At 72.8% G+C, this 14,161-nt stretch carries 13 protein-coding genes; 1 reads left to right on the forward strand and 12 read right to left on the reverse strand.

The genetic code is table 11. From position 1 onward, the window contains the following. Nucleotides 1–70: 70 nt before the first annotated feature. The 12 genes from OG948_RS29625 to OG948_RS29680 all read right to left on the reverse strand — a co-directional run bounded on the left by OG948_RS29625 (nt 71) and on the right by OG948_RS29680 (nt 12,488). A complete protein-coding gene (locus OG948_RS29625) occupies nt 71–3,199 on the reverse strand; it encodes a hypothetical protein (protein ID WP_406299376.1) in 3,129 nt (1,042 codons plus the stop codon). Then, nucleotides 3,199–3,495, reverse strand: a complete 297-nt coding sequence (locus OG948_RS29630) for an acyl carrier protein (RefSeq protein ID WP_395871970.1) — start codon at nt 3,493–3,495, stop codon at nt 3,199–3,201. The genes OG948_RS29625 and OG948_RS29630 overlap by 1 nt, the downstream gene beginning before the upstream one ends. Further along, complete coding sequence (locus OG948_RS29635) at nt 3,489–3,941, reverse strand: hypothetical protein (protein ID WP_406299377.1); 453 nt, start codon at nt 3,939–3,941, stop codon at nt 3,489–3,491. The genes OG948_RS29630 and OG948_RS29635 overlap by 7 nt, the downstream gene beginning before the upstream one ends. Nucleotides 3,942–3,973: 32 nt before the next feature. Beyond that, nucleotides 3,974–4,798, reverse strand: coding sequence for an SDR family NAD(P)-dependent oxidoreductase (locus OG948_RS29640; RefSeq protein WP_406299378.1), 825 nt, complete (start codon nt 4,796–4,798; stop codon nt 3,974–3,976). Further along, entirely contained in the window at nt 4,795–6,042 is a 1,248-nt protein-coding gene (locus OG948_RS29645; protein WP_406299379.1) for a hypothetical protein, read from the reverse strand. The genes OG948_RS29640 and OG948_RS29645 overlap by 4 nt, the downstream gene beginning before the upstream one ends. A gap of 11 nt (nt 6,043–6,053) precedes the next feature. Then, nucleotides 6,054–7,055 (reverse strand): transketolase family protein, encoded by a 1,002-nt coding sequence (locus OG948_RS29650; protein ID WP_406299380.1) that lies wholly within the window; start codon nt 7,053–7,055, stop codon nt 6,054–6,056. Continuing rightward, nucleotides 7,048–7,848 (reverse strand): transketolase, encoded by an 801-nt coding sequence (locus tag OG948_RS29655; protein ID WP_406299381.1) that lies wholly within the window; start codon nt 7,846–7,848, stop codon nt 7,048–7,050. The genes OG948_RS29650 and OG948_RS29655 overlap by 8 nt, the downstream gene beginning before the upstream one ends. Next, complete coding sequence (locus tag OG948_RS29660) at nt 7,845–8,726, reverse strand: aminotransferase class IV (protein ID WP_406299382.1); 882 nt, start codon at nt 8,724–8,726, stop codon at nt 7,845–7,847. The genes OG948_RS29655 and OG948_RS29660 overlap by 4 nt, the downstream gene beginning before the upstream one ends. Before the next feature lie 237 nt (nt 8,727–8,963). After that, nucleotides 8,964–9,503 (reverse strand): TetR/AcrR family transcriptional regulator, encoded by a 540-nt coding sequence (locus OG948_RS29665; RefSeq protein ID WP_406299383.1) that lies wholly within the window; start codon nt 9,501–9,503, stop codon nt 8,964–8,966. Nucleotides 9,504–9,558: 55 nt separating this feature from the next. Then, on the reverse strand, nt 9,559–10,701 hold the full coding sequence (aepY, locus tag OG948_RS29670) for a phosphonopyruvate decarboxylase (protein WP_406299384.1): 1,143 nt from the start codon (nt 10,699–10,701) through the stop codon (nt 9,559–9,561). Beyond that, nucleotides 10,698–11,561, reverse strand: coding sequence for an isocitrate lyase/phosphoenolpyruvate mutase family protein (locus OG948_RS29675; protein ID WP_395871952.1), 864 nt, complete (start codon nt 11,559–11,561; stop codon nt 10,698–10,700). Before OG948_RS29675 ends, aepY begins: the two co-directional genes overlap by 4 nt. 93 nt (nt 11,562–11,654) lie before the next feature. After that, entirely contained in the window at nt 11,655–12,488 is an 834-nt protein-coding gene (locus tag OG948_RS29680) for a phytanoyl-CoA dioxygenase family protein (RefSeq protein WP_406299385.1), read from the reverse strand. Between the two features lie 358 nt (nt 12,489–12,846). Between OG948_RS29680 and OG948_RS29685 the strand changes: the two genes are divergently transcribed. Then, nucleotides 12,847–14,133 (forward strand): sensor histidine kinase, encoded by a 1,287-nt coding sequence (locus OG948_RS29685; protein ID WP_406299386.1) that lies wholly within the window; start codon nt 12,847–12,849, stop codon nt 14,131–14,133. The last annotated feature ends 28 nt before the right edge of the window (nt 14,134–14,161 follow it).

Consider the following 14,161-nt stretch of genomic DNA (forward strand, 5'->3'; position numbering starts at 1 on the left):
TGATGTCCCTTCGTCTGATGGGGGATTCGGCACAAGGACCCGCTGGAGGTGCGGGCGCGTGGGCGGCGGCTCACCCGGCCTTGGCGGCGGCGGCCCGGACCGCCTCGGCGATCGTGGCGAGCACGCCGGCGGGCACCGGGCGCGGCTCGTCCAGGACCGCGAGACACGTGGCGGTCACCGCGTCGCCCGCCGCCGGTGATCCGGCCCGGACCAGCGCGCGCACCGACCAGTCGTCCCCGTCCCGGAAGCCGAGCACCTCGGCGCCCGGCGGGGCGGCCAGCAGCAGGCCGGGCCCGGTCGGGCCGGTGTCCGCGGCCGGGACCAGGGCGCCGACGCCGGGAGAGCCGGCGATCGGCCGGTTCGACCCGTGCGGAGCGGGGTGGTACTCGAACTCGGCGCCCTCGCGCAGACCCCGGAAGAACCACGGCGGGTCCTGCGCCGCGTGCACCGCGACGCAGACGTCCGGCGGCGGGCCGAACACGCCCGCGTCGTCGCGCAGATGGGTGAGCACCATCAGTAGCGGAACCCCCGCCGGCATCAGGTAGTCGATGTCCAGACCCACGGTCGAGCCGGCCAGATCCAGATCGCCGGTGAGTCGGATGCCGGACCAGTTCAGGCCGGCCGCGGTCAGACCCGTGGTCGCGGTGTGCACCGGTGTCCACGCGAACTCCTCGCGCGCGACGCTGGTGTTGGGGTCGGCGCGGTGCGCGACCGTGGACACGTTGATGCCCCCGCGCGCCCTGGGCACGATGCCCATCGGCCGGGTGCGCGGATAGGTCGAGCGCAACAGCTCGCCGCCGCCGTCTCGGCGCAGACCGACCACGGCGCCGCCGAAGTCGGGCGCGATCCGGGCGGTCAGCTCGCCGTTGCCCAGCACCCATACGTCGCCGGTCTCCACCGCCGACACCGGATCGGCCGTGCGCGCCACGGGCAGCACATCGCACCCGGCCCGCTGCCGGGCGAGTTCCTCGACCCAGGCGAGCCGTACCCGCAGCGGGCCCCCGGGGCCCGGTGGCAGCTCGATCCGCCCGGTGAACAACCGCTCGGCGTCGCCGTCCGCGTCGCCCTCGAAAAGCGTCCGGACCGGCCCGTCGCCGACCGCCGCGGTCAGACGGCCGCGTCGGGCCCGCGCGGACAACACGGTGAGCCGACCGCGCAGCCGCACGGCGCCCGGCCCGTCCGCGCCCGGTTCCCTCTCGGCGGTCGGATCCAGCGCGATGTGTACCGGGACCGGGGCCGAGAGCGGTGGCCGGGTGGTGACCGGTACCCGCTCGGTGGGGTCGGTCACCGCCGACCACGCCTCGCGCACCGCGCGTTCGTCACCGGAACCGCAGAAGAAGGCGTAGCGGGGGAAGCGCGCCACACCCCCGCCCGGGTCGCCCGGGTCGGCGGCCAGCAGCAGCGAGGGCATCCACTGCAACCCGAACCGCAGTTGCGCGGCCCGCTCCCACACCAGACCCACGCTGCGCCCGTCGTCGTCGGTGAACGCGGTCCACCGCTCCCGGTAGCGGCCGGGATCGCGGGGCAGGTCGGCCGAGCCCGTCATCTCCAACGAGTGCATCCCGAACGGGAAGCGCTCGTACACCACCGGTGCGCGCAACACCCCCTCGTTCAACGGCACACTCATCGTCAACGACCGTCCGCGAGCCCACGGATGAATCCTCAGCAGACAGTCGCCGGCCGCCACCGCGTGTAACAACTCGGGCTCGGCGTCCACGAGTTCGGTGCGCACCTCGACGACCTGGTCGCCGCCGAGCACCAGGGTGCGGCGCAGTCGGGCGCGGGCCAGTCCCAGGTCGGGCCGGGCCGCCGCGTACGCCGTCCCGTGCCGCTGCCACCAGCTGTTCGCCGCCGCCTCCAAGGTGAGTTCCGCCCGGCCGTCGACCACGCCCGCCCGTACGCGGCGCACGTCGCGGCGCGGTGGGGTCTTGAGCGCGGCCGGGAAGGGCGGGCCCAGATCCGGCCACAACTCCCGGATGGCGGGTCCCCGCTCGCGCGTCGGCTCGATCTCGCAGGTCCCGGTTGCTCGGTCCACGGCCAACCGCAACCAGCGATTGCCCAGCACCCACCGGTCGTCCCGCTCGTCCAGGTACGGCAGATCCCGGCGCGGTGGGCGCGGGTTCGTGGCGACCGCCGGGGCGACCGCGCGCACCCAACTGTGCAGGGTCAGCCGAGCCGGATGCGCCCGGCCGTCGTGCGATACGTCGGTGCGCACGGTCAGTTCGACCTCGTGTCCGCCGGGGTGTTCGAGTGCGAACGCGGTCTCGCCCTCGACCACCTCGCCCGGCGCCAGGATGAGTTCGCGCACCACCGCCGGGGCGGTGTCGCCGGGCCGGCGCACCTCCAGGGCGAGGGTGAGCGCTCGGGTGCCCCGGTTGGCGATGCGGTGGGTGAACGCGGCCGAGCCGCCGACCGGCACCCGGCGGGCGGGGGCCGTCGGGTGGAAGTCGAGCTCCAGACCGTCCCAGTTCAGCGCGCAGATCCGGTCGTGGGCCAGGTCGACGACGAAGACGCTCTCCGCGCCCGAGCCGACCATCGAGTACCGGAACGTCGGCGCGCCGTGGTAATTGCTCACATCCTCGGCGGCGTTGCGCGGAGCGCGCCCGGGCACCCACGGACTGGAGCCGAAGTCCGTCCAGGCGCGCGCCAGTTCCGCCACCCGGGCGCCCAGCCCCAGGGCCTCGATGACGAAGCGGTAGAGGTACGGCAGGTGGGAGCGGAATTCCAGCCGGTCGTCGCCGCACGGCTCGGTGGAGGCCTGCCGGAAGCCGCCGGGGCGCACGATCGCGACCATCGAGGGGTTCGCGGGCGAGGCGTTGCAGTCGACCCGGTCGTAGCCGTGCGCCACGCAGTACGCGAACGCCTCGACGAACAGCCGGATGGGCACCGCGCCGAGCCGGAATCCCGGGTCGATCGCGAAGGTGTCCATCCACACCACCGAGCCCTGTCCGGCCTTGAGCGCGGAGACCGGGTAGAGCGCGAGCGAGCCGACCACACGGCCCTGCGCGAGCGCCACGAACGTCTCCACCGCGCCGCGTTCGGTGACGAAGGCGGTGTAGTCGTCGGCCGACAGCGGTGCGCCGCCCAGCGGTCCGGGGTTCCAGTGGAAGGCGTTGATCCACGCGGCCATGGCGCCGGCGTCCACCGAGGAGACCGGCGCGACCACGACCTCGGCGACGTGTTCGCCGGGGCCGGGCATCAGGCGTCCTCGCGCCGGGACTCGATGAAGTCGGCCAGCATGTTGACCGAGCCGAACCGGTCGAGTTCGTCGTCGGTGATGTTCACCTTGAACTGCCACTCGATACCGACCACGACCTCGATCACGTGGATGCTGTCCAGTTCCAGGCCGCGTCCCAGGATCGCCTGATCGTCGGTGAGCCACTCCGGATCCAGGTCGAGGTCCAGCCGCTCGACGATCACCTCCTTGATCTCGCGGCACAGGGTTTGCCGCTCCCGTACCCGCTCCAGGACCTGTGCCTGCGCCGCTGTCAGCACGCCGCGCTCCCTTCCGTGTCGATGTCCTCGCTCGGTGCCGGGTCGCGGGTGAGCACCACCGCGACCACGAGTCCTTCGCCGCAGCCCCACGCCGCGCTCGCGCCGCGCCCGGCCGGGCAACACGTGGGTACGCCGGGCGCGCGCACCGTGGCCGGCGTCGGTCGGCCGGCGAACAGACCGCGGATGAGTGTCTCGGCGCGGTCGCCGCAGTCGCAGCGGCCCGTCCGGACCGGATCGATCCGGATGTCGTGCCACGCGAAGCCGGGACGGCGCCCGCCCGCGCATTTGATCGCCGCCTCCTTGAGCGCGATACCCGCCGCGAGCCGCACCGGCGACGCGGGCCGGGCCAGCGCCCAGCGCAACTCCCGGGGACCGAGCACGGCGCGCGCCACGAGCTCGTCCGCGCGGCCGGCGCGGGCCAGGCGGGCCACGCGGACCGCGTCCACGCCGATTCGGTCGGCCGTGCCGACGCCGGGCATCACCGGGCCCCGGCGAACACGCGCGAGCCGAACCGGGCCAACCGGCGCGGAGCGACGGTGGACAGCGCGGCGAGCAGCCGATAGGGAGTGCCCGGTACGCAGACCGGTCGGCCGCGCTCGACCGCGCGCAGCCCGGCCAGGGCCACCCGCTCGGCGGGCAGCCACGCCCGCGCGGGCACCCGACTGACGTCGATACCGGCACGACGGTGGAACTCGGTCGCGGTGAAGCTGGGGCACAGCGCGGTCACCCGCACACCGGAGCCGCGCACCTCGTCGTACAGCGCCTCGCTCAGACTCAGGCTGAAGGCCTTGGCGGCGCCGTAGGTCGCGGTGAGCGGGTCGGGCTGGAACCCGGCCAGCGAGGAGACGTTGACGATCCAGCCCGAGCCGCGCTCGACCATCGGGGCCAGCGCCGCGCGGCACAACCGGACCACCGCGACCGCGCTCAGCGCGACCACGTCCAACTCGGCCTGCACCGGCAGCGTGTGGAACGCGCCGCGGGTGCCCGTCCCGGCGTTGTTCACCAGCAGGTCGATCGGTGCCTCGCCGTCGCGCAGCCGGTCCTCGATCCGGGTCAGGCCCGCGTCGGTGCGCAGATCCGCGGCGATCGTGGTGACCGCGATCGGGTGCCGCGCGCGCAGCCGGTCGGCGACCTCGGCCAACCGGTCGCCGTCCCGCGCGACGAGCACGAGGTGCGTGCCGTCGCGGGCAAGGATGTCCGCGAAGGCCAGACCGATGCCCGCGGTGGCGCCGGTGATCAGCGCGGTGCGCCATGGCGCGTGACGCGGGCGGGCGGTGCCGGCGGCGGGTGCCGGGGCGCTCACCCGCGCGGCCCGTCGGCGGGGGTGAACTCCTCGGCGATGCGGAGGAGTTCGTTGAACTTGGCGACCCGGTCCATGCGCGAGAGCCCACCCGCCTTGAGCCAGGCCGCACCGCCGGCGACCGCGAGGTGGGTGATGAAGGCGCTCGCGCTCTCGCCGCTGCGCTGGGAGACCACGGTGGTGATCCCGTGCCGGGCCCCGCAGGCCAGCGCGTCCAGGGCCTGGGTGACGGTGCCGACCTGGTTGGGCTTGATCAGCGCGCCGTCGGCGAGACCGGCCGCGACGCCGTTGTCGATGCGCTCGGCGGCGGACGCGAACAGGTCGTCGCCGACCACCGCGGCCCGGCCCGCCAACCGCTCGCGCAGCCCGCGCCAGGCCCCCTCGTCGGCGGGCTCGAAGGGGTCCTCCAGGAAGGTCAGCGGATACCGGTCCACCCAGTCGAGATAGCGCCGGGTCAACTCCTCGACGGACAGCGGGCGTTCCAGCCACGGGAAGGCGTAGCCCGGCGGCCGGGCGAACTCCGCGCCGGACAGGTCCAGGCCCAGGTGGAAGTCGTGCCCGCCGGCCAGCCCGCAGTCCTCGGCGGCGGCGACGATCATCTCCATGGTCGCCTCGCAGCCGCCCAGGTCCACCGACCAGCCGCCCTGGGTGCTGTCCGAGCAGCGATGCCCCTTGGCCGTGAGTCGGGCGGCCAGCGCCGCGCGCACCCGGGCGCCCTGCTCGAGCGCCACGGCCGGCTCCGCGGTGGTGGGCAGCAGCAGGAACTCGGTGTAGACCGTGTTCGAACCCACCGCGCCGTCCGCGATGTTGAACATCGGCACCGGCAGCCGGGCCGGCGCGGTCTCGGCGAGATGCCGGTACAGCGGGCGCCCGGCGGCCGTCGCGCCGGCCTGCGCGACGGCCATCGAGGCGGCCACCGCGACGTTGCCGCCGATCCGGCGGAAGTACGCGCCGCCGTCCACCGCGCGCAGGGCCGCGTCCACGGCCCGCTGGTCGCACACGTCCAGGCCGATCAGCGCCGGCCGCACCAGGTCGGCGACCGAGGCCAGCGCCGGGGCCACCGCGGCGAGCGCGGGCAGCGCCGCCGCGTCCTCCAGGACGTACGCCTCGAACTCGCCGGTGGTCGAGCCCCGGGGCGCGAGCTCCGCCGCCCGGACACCGCCGTCGGCGCGGATCTCCACCTCGATCGCGGGAATGCCGTTGGAGTCGAACACCGCTCGGGCCCCGACCTCGCGTATCGCTCGCACAGTCCGCTCCTTCACCACGTGTTGGTCAGCATCGACAGTTCGGCGCGCGGCCCGGCCGTGTCCGCGCCCGGGTCGGCGCGCCGGGCGGCGTGCGTGGCGGCGGCGATCGCCGTGGCCTCGATCCCGTACTTGTCCAGGAGTTGCCGGTAGGGCCCGGTCTCGGTGAACGTGTCCGCGATGCCCAGACGCAGCACCCGGGGGCCGCCGCGCGCCGCGATCAGCTCGGCGACCGCGCCACCCAGACCGCCGACCGTGGTGTGCTCCTCGACCGTCACCACGAGCGCGCAGGCGCGGACCAGGTCGTAGACCTCGGCGTCGGGGAAGGGCTTGATCCGCAGCGCCCCGAGCACCCGGGCCGGGACTCCGCGCTCGGCCAGCAGCCCGGCGGCGGCGACGCACTCCGGCACGGCCACTCCGCAGGCCACGAACACCACCTCCGGGTCCGGGTGGTCCCACACCCGCAGGTCGCCCGGCCCGCGCGGGCCACCGGCCACCGGCGGCACCGGGTTGCGGCACAGCCGGATGTAGTTCGGACCCGGGAGCGGCGGTGCGCCGGCCGGCCCGATCCCGGCGAGCACCTCGCCGCCCAGCACCCGCGCGTCCGCGTCGTCGGCGGGCACCCATACGTTCATCCCGGGCACCGAGCGCATGAAACCCAGGTCGGTGATCGCGTGGTGCGGGGCGCCCTCCAGCGAGCCGGACACGCCCGCGTAGTGGCCCGCGATGGTCACCGGCAGTCCCGGCCAGCCGATCGAGAGCAGGATCTGCTCCGCCGCGCGCCCGACCAGGATCGAGGCGAACCCGGAGACGACCGGGCGAAAGCCGGCCAGCGCGAGGCCGGCCGCCATGCCCATCATGTTCTGTTCGGCGATGCCGGTGTTCAGGAACGAGCCGGGCAGCCGGTCGGCGACCCGGCCGCTGCGGGTGGAGTGCGAGCAGTCCCCGTCCAGGACGAACAGTCGCTCGTCCGCCTCGCAGGCGTGCAGCAACGCCTCTCCGAACGCGTCACGCATGGCTCAACTCCTCCACTGCCTCGGCCAATCGGCCCGGATCGGCGACCGAGTGCCAGTTCGGGTCGTCCTCCATGAACGAGACGCCGCGTCCCTTGACGGTGCGCGCGATCACCGCGCGCGGGCGCGGGCCCGGTGCCAGCGCCGTGATCAGCGCGGCGCAGTCGTGGCCGTCGACCTCGACGACCTCCCAGCCGAAGGCGCGCCACTTGGCGGCGAGCGGAGCGGCGCCCATGATGTCGAGCGTGCGGCCGTCGTGTTGGATGCCGTTGGCGTCCACGATCACGGTCAGGCCGGCCGGCCCCAGTTGTGCCGCGCACATCGCCGCCTCCCACACCTGGCCCTCCTGGCACTCGCCGTCGCCCAGCAGGGCGAACACCCGGGCGCCGACTTCGCGTTTGGCCAGGCCCAGGGCCATTCCCACGGCGACCGAGAAGGCTTGACCGAGCGAGCCGGAGCCGACCTCGATGCCGCGCGTGCGCGGATCGGGGTGGCCCTGGAGCGGCGAGCCGAGCGCGCGCAGCGTGCCGGCCGACGCGCGCGGGAGTACGCCCAGGTCGATCAGCACCGCGTACAGCGCGGGTGCCGCGTGCCCCTTGGAGAGCACGAACCGGTCCCGCTCGGCCCAGGTGGGATCGGCCGGTCGGTGGCGCATGGTGTGGTAGTGGAGCACGGTCAGGATCTCGATCGCGGACAGCGAGCTGCCGGGGTGGCCGGCGCCCGCCGCCGCGATCATCCGCATCGTCTCCAGACGCAACCGGGCCGCGATCGCGTCCAGTTCGGGGTGGCCGCTCATCGTCTTCCCGCGTTCACGAGCCGCACCGAGGTGACCACGTCGTCCAGGTGCGGGGTCCCGCCTCGGGCGGCCCGGTCGAAGGCCTCGACCAGGGCGCGGGCGGCGCCGTGCGGCAGGGGGTGCTCGTCGATCGCGCCGACGACGGCGGCACCCAGCGAGGAACTGCACAACACCACGCCGTCGGCGCCGATCACCTCGGCCGGCTCCAGCGCGCGGTGTTCGGGGGTCAGGCCCAGCGCGCCCTTGGCCACGATGCCCAGCAACTCCCGCGTGACGCCCGGAAGTACGCCCTCCTCGACCGGCGGCGAGATCAACCGGTCGCCGGCCAGGACGAGCAGGCTGGCCCGCGAGGTCTCGGTGATCCGGCCCGCCTCGTTGCGAAAGAGCACGTCGTCGTGGCCGGCCCGGCGGGCCCGCAGCACCGCGCGCCGGGCCCCGGCGTAGTGCGCCGTCGCCTTGACCCAGCGCGGCAGGTCGGTGTGCGCGGGCCGGGGTTCGCCGGTGGTGGCCAGGGTCAGCGGTCGGTTCGGCGCGTAGCCGTCCAGGGGGCGCAGGAAGACGCAGACCCCCGGCGGTTCGTCGTCCAGGAAGCCCTCGCCCTCCGCGTAGGCGAAGAGCCGGATGCCCACCGCGCCGCGCCCGTCGTGGCGCCGGGTCACCTCGACGACCGCGTCGGCCAACTCGCCGGCCGACCAGGACAGCGCGAAACCCAGGCCCTCGCAGGAACGGCGAAAACGCGAGAGGTGCGCGCCCAGGTCGAGAATGCGCAGTTCGGTCCCGGTGGAATCGGCCACCGCGGCACACCCGTCGAATACCACCTGCGCATAGCGCAACGCGGCCGAATCAATGGACAACCGCACCTCGTCGAGTTCGGTCATACGGCCGTCGCGCCAACATTCCTGGTGCACGATCCAGCACCCCCATATCCTTACGCGAAGGATAACTATATGACGTATAGAATAACTGTGCGCGCAATGGTGTCAACGCCGCGTCGGCGATATCCGGCCGATATTCGAGGCGGGATTTCCAGGGCATACGGGCAGGTGGAATCCACCCACCGGAAAGAGAAGGAAAGAGAAGGAAAGAGATTCGACCCGTTCGGTCCCCGGCCGGGATCAGCCGGTGGTGTCGCCGACCTCCGGCACCACGCCCGGCGCGGTGGTCGAGGTGATCAGCTTGCGGAGGGTGTCCTCCAGGTAGGCGTAGTCCGCCTCGATGTCCGCCGCCGACTGCCCGAACCGACCGCTGACCTCACTCGTGGCGAACCCGACCACCATCGTGCTCAACAGCCGCTCGGCCCGATTGACCTCGGTGATCGACAGGCCCGCGTCCAACAGCGCGGCGAACACCGCCTGCCGCACCCGATGCGCGCCCGGAGTGGCCGCCGAGCGGGTCAGCAGCAGCGGGAACACGTCGGGATGGCGCCGGGCGGAATCCCGGGCCGCCCGCCCGATCCGGGCCAGTCGTTCGTCCCACGGCAGTTCGGCGTCCGGCAACGGGAACTCGGAGAGCAACTCCTCGACGATGCCGTCGAGCAGGGCCGCCTTGTTCGCGATGTGCCCGTAGAGCGACATCGCCGTCACGCCGAGCCGGCGGGCCACCGCCTGAAGGGTCACGGCCTGCAGCCCCTGCTCGTCGGCCAGTTCGAGACTCACCCGAAGAATGGCGGAGCGGTCGATAGTGCGCGGGCGACCCATGGGCCTCAAGGTATCACCGCCGATCGGCGTGATCCGCCCACGGCGGCCCGGCGCCCAACGCGGCGGTGAGCCGGTGGTGGATGTCCCGCGCGCCGATCGAGGAGGTCGCCCGGCGCGGTGCCGGACCCGCCATCCGGCCGATCGGCACGACCAGCAGGTGCGGCCCCGGAGCCGCCCGCGCGGCGGCCATCGCGGCGTCGATCCGCGCGCCGTCGGCGCACACCACCGCCGACGCGTACCCCGTCGCCCGCGCGATCGCCGCGAAGTCGGTGCCGGCGGATGTGGTGGCCTGCGCACCCGTCGACTCGTACACGCCGTTGTCCAACACCACGTGGATCAGCCCCGGTGGAGCCGCCGCGCCGATCGTGGACATCGTGCCCAGGTGCATCAGTGCCGCGCCGTCGCCGTCGAGCAGCACCACCTCGGTACCCGGCGGACGCAGCGCCAGACCCAGCGCGAAGGCCGACGCGTGCCCCATCGAGCCCTGCATGTAGAAGTGCGTCGGCGCGTCACCCGCCGCGAACAACTCGCGCGAGGTGTACCCGGTGGTGGCGACCACCGCGATGCCCCGCGTGTGGGCGGTGATCGCGCGCAATGCTTGGACTCGGGTGAGCGTGGGCCCCTCGGCGGACCCGTCCGCCGCCGCGCCCTCCGGTACTTCCACCGCGCCCTTCTCCACCAGCACGAACACGCAGTTCCCGGCCTCCAGTTCCTTGCCTGCCTCGGCCAACAGGGCGCGCAGCCCGGCCGCGTCGGTGCCGCGCCGCAACGTGCGGTGGGCGACCCCGATCGCGTCCAACACCTCGTGCGTGGCGGTGCCCATCACCGCGTGTTGCGGTTCGTCGCCGGCCGGATCCGGCCACCCGCGCAGACTGGTGAACACCAACGCCGGGATGTCGTAGGTCATCAGCAGCGACGTCAACGGGTTGACCAGATTGCCCAGCCCCGAGTTCTGCGCCACCACCGCGACCCGGGTGCCGGCGACCGCGGCCCCGGCCGCGATGGCCAGCGCCGCACCCTCGTTCGCGGCCGGCACGTACCGGCCCTCGCGGGTGAACCGCGCGATGGGCGCGGAGAAGTACGAACACGGCACGCCCGTCACCAACTCCACACCGAAGTGGGCCAGCGCGGCGCAGAAGTCGTCCGACCCGATCACCAGTCCAACGCCTTCCACGCGTCCAGCCGTTGCAGCCGGAACACCTCCTGCACGCTCGCGATCCGGTCCTCCACCTCGACCGAGCTGCCCTCGCGGAAGATCGCGCCGTAGGTGTCGCGCAGCGAACTGACCGTGGCCCGCAGGCCCTGGTTGGCGTAGATGACCACCGAGACCCCGGCCGCGGCGGCCGCCTTCGCGTCCCAGTCCGGGTAGGTGGTGGGCACCACCACGACCGGTACCGCGCCGCTCCAGCCGTCCAGGAACCGGGTGATCTGCTCGCTGGTGCGGATCTTGGAGTGCACGAGCACCGCGTCCGCACCCGCGTCGGCGTAGGCCGAGCAGCGCTTGAGCGCCTCGTCCACGTCGAGTCCGCTGATCAACGCCTCCGTCCGGGCGATCAGGAAGAAGTCCGGGGTCTGCTGGGCGTTCTTGGCCACCTCGATCTTGCGCGCGAAGGTGTTGATGTCGAGCAGCGTGTGATCGACCGCGGCGAAGCTGTTGATCTTCGGGAACATCTTGTCCTCGACGCACACCGCCGTGATGCCGCCGGCCTCGTACTCGTGCACCATGTGCGCGATGTTGAGATTGTTGCCGTACCCGGTGTCGCAATCGGCGACCACCGGGATGGACAGCGCCTTTTGCATGTTGACGGCGGCTTCGAGGTACTCGGTCATCCCGAGCAGACTCGCGTCCGGCAGGCACCGGGCCGCGGACACCTCCAGGCTGGAGGACCACACGGCCTGGAAGCCGGCCTCCTGGGCCAACACCGCGCCCAGCGCGTCGTGCGCGCCGGCGACGCGCACCAGGTCGTGTTGATCGAGAACCGCCCGGAACGGCGCTGCGAGAGCAGTCCTGAGCACTGACGATCTCCTATCCGGTTCGAAGGGTCGGGCAGAGGGCGGGGGAGGAGCCGGGCGGTTCGGGCCGGCGGGTGCTGCGGGCGCGAACCGGCCTCATCGCATGACGAGCTTGTAGAAGTCGGTGGGATGCGCCTCGTCGCCGAGTTCGCCGAACATCAGCCGCTGACGTTCGGTCATCGAGGCCACCACCTCGGCGGGCATGCGGTGGAAGTCGAGCGGTCGGCACCACAGGTGCCCGTACCGGATGATCACCGAACGGCGGGTCCTGCCCACGGAGTTCGGCGCCACCGCGTGCCACAGGTTGTACGGGAAGACCACCGCGTCGCCGGGCTCTGCCAGGATCTGCATCGCGTTCGGCGGCATCTGGCCACGCCGCCAGTAGTCGTTGGGCTCGGGCAGGTAGCAGTCGTCGTCCAGTCGCTCCGGGCGGATGCGGTGACTGCCGGGAATGACGGTGAAGTTCCCCGAGTCGGGCCGGCTGACGTCGGTGAGGAAGTACTGCACCTTCAGTTGCAGCGCCCGGCTCGCCGGATCCAGCACGATCCCCATCAGCGAAGCGCCGCCGTCGGTGTGCCAGCCCTCCAACGGCGCGTCGCCGCCCTCGCGGACGAACGCCTCGCTGCCCAGCACGTGCAGATCCGGCCCGAGCAGTTCGACCAGGGTCGGCAACACGCCGGGATGGTCGACCAGTTCCAGCAACGCCGGGCTCGCCGCGGCGGCGTTGCGCACCCGTACCGAATGCTCCTGGTCGTTGCGATAGCTGATGTGCGCGGTCCGCACCAGATCCTGTTGCCGGACCGCGAAGTCGACGCCCGCCAGGGCGCGTTCCACGTCGGCGGCGGAAAGCGCCTTTCTGATGTGAATATAGCCGTTTTGATTCCACTGCTCGCGCAGGCTCCCGAGTATTCCCTCGGGTGATTCCCCCACCGGTGGACCTCCGTTCGGTCGTGTTCGCGCATTGCCCTCAGCTTCACAGCCGTTTAGGACGGCGGCCAGTGTCGGTCCACCACGCCGGGCGTGTGTTCCGGGCGGGGCATCCATGCGAAACACATGATCCATATCCGCTTTCCGCATCTTTCCCGGTCTCTCCGCACGGGGACATCCGCGGATTCCCGCGTTGTAGCATCGGCGGATGGGCCCGGAATCGGGTCCCGGAACTTCTTCCAGCAGTCGCCATCACCATGCAGCAGTCGCGATCGAAGAGGGCCGTCTCTTGCCTCACGCCGCTCAGGTTCCGGTGAACTCCGTGGACTCCCGCGCTCTTCGCATTCCCACCGTGATCACGGTGGTGGTTCTCCTGAGTTGTCACGCGGCTTCGGTGCTGTCGTTGATCACATTCCCGGTCGCGGCCTGGCGAATGGCCGCCGCACTGGTCGCGGTCACCGCGGTCGCGGTGATCCAATGCGCGCATTCCCTGCCCGGCCGGCTGCGGTGGTTACCCCGCCCCGGCCACCGACTCCTGCTCTGCCAGGCGGTGTTGGCGCTGATTCCCTCGTTCGCCTGCCCCGGGACCTGGACCGCCGCGCCCGGATTCCTGGCGGGCTCGCTGCTGCTGTTCCTGCCGCAGAAGCGCGCCTGGTGGGCGTTCGGCACGCTGATGATCGCCACCGGGGTGATGACGTTCCTCCTGGCCGACGACTACGACGACGTGCCCTACGCGGTGGTGGCGAGCACCTCGACCGGGCTCGTGCTGTACGCGCTGATGCGGATCACCGAACTGCTCGCGGAAATGCACCGGTCCCGACTGGAGCTGGCCCGGCAGGCGATCGTGCGCGAGCAACACCGGTTCGCCCGCGACCTGCACGACCTGCTCGGCTACAGCCTCGCCACCATCGGGGTCAAGACCTCGCTGGCCGCGCGGCTGCTCACGCACGACGTCGAGCAGGCGCGCACCGAACTCGCGGAGATCGTGACCATCACCCAGCAGGCCGCCACCGACATGCGCGAAGTGGTGCACCGCTACCGGGGGATGTCGCTGGTCGCCGAGGTGGCCGCGGCCGAGTCGCTGCTCGCCTCGATCGGGGTGCGGGCCACCACCCGGATCGGCGTCGAGGCACTGAACGGGGCCACCGAGACGGTGCTGGCCACCGTGTTGCGCGAGGGGCTCGCCAACATGATGCGGCACAGCTCGGCCACCCAGTGCGTGATCAGCGCCGAACGCGACGGGGAGTTCGTCCGGTTCGGGGTGGGCAACGACGGGGCCTGCGTCCCCCGCCCTCGGGGCACCGGCGCGGATCGCCAGGGCGGTACCGGGCTGGCCAGCCTGGCCGCGCGGGTCGAGGGCATCGGCGGGCGGTTGGACGTCGGTACCGACGGCGGCGGCTGGTTCCGTCTGGTCGCGCTGGTTCCACTGGTTCCGGACACCGCGGCGGCCGCCGACCGTGCGGTGCTCGCCGACCCTGCGCCGCTCCCCGACCCCGCCGCTCTCGCCGGCCACGCCGCGCTTTCCGACCTCGCCGCGGTCCCCGACCTCGCCGCAGTCCCCGACGCCGGCACGGTCCCCGACGTCGGCACGGTCCCCGACCCCACCGGGGAACCGTGCGAGCCGGCCCGAACTCCCGTCGCCGGCTGAGGCGCGAACCCGCTACGCGACCCGACGG

The organism is Embleya sp. NBC_00888 (assembly GCF_045207655.1).
In the GTDB taxonomy this organism is placed as follows: Bacteria; Actinomycetota; Actinomycetes; order Streptomycetales; family Streptomycetaceae; genus Embleya.

Coding starts and splice junctions, on each gene's coding strand:
- OG948_RS29625 (WP_406299376.1), bottom strand. CDS start 3,199: ATGCCCGGCCCCGGCGAACACGTCGCCGAGGTCGTGGTCGCGCCGGTC.
- OG948_RS29650 (WP_406299380.1), bottom strand. CDS start 7,055: ATGCGTGACGCGTTCGGAGAGGCGTTGCTGCACGCCTGCGAGGCGGAC.
- OG948_RS29655 (WP_406299381.1), bottom strand. CDS start 7,848: ATGAGCGGCCACCCCGAACTGGACGCGATCGCGGCCCGGTTGCGTCTG.
- OG948_RS29660 (WP_406299382.1), bottom strand. CDS start 8,726: ATGACCGAACTCGACGAGGTGCGGTTGTCCATTGATTCGGCCGCGTTG.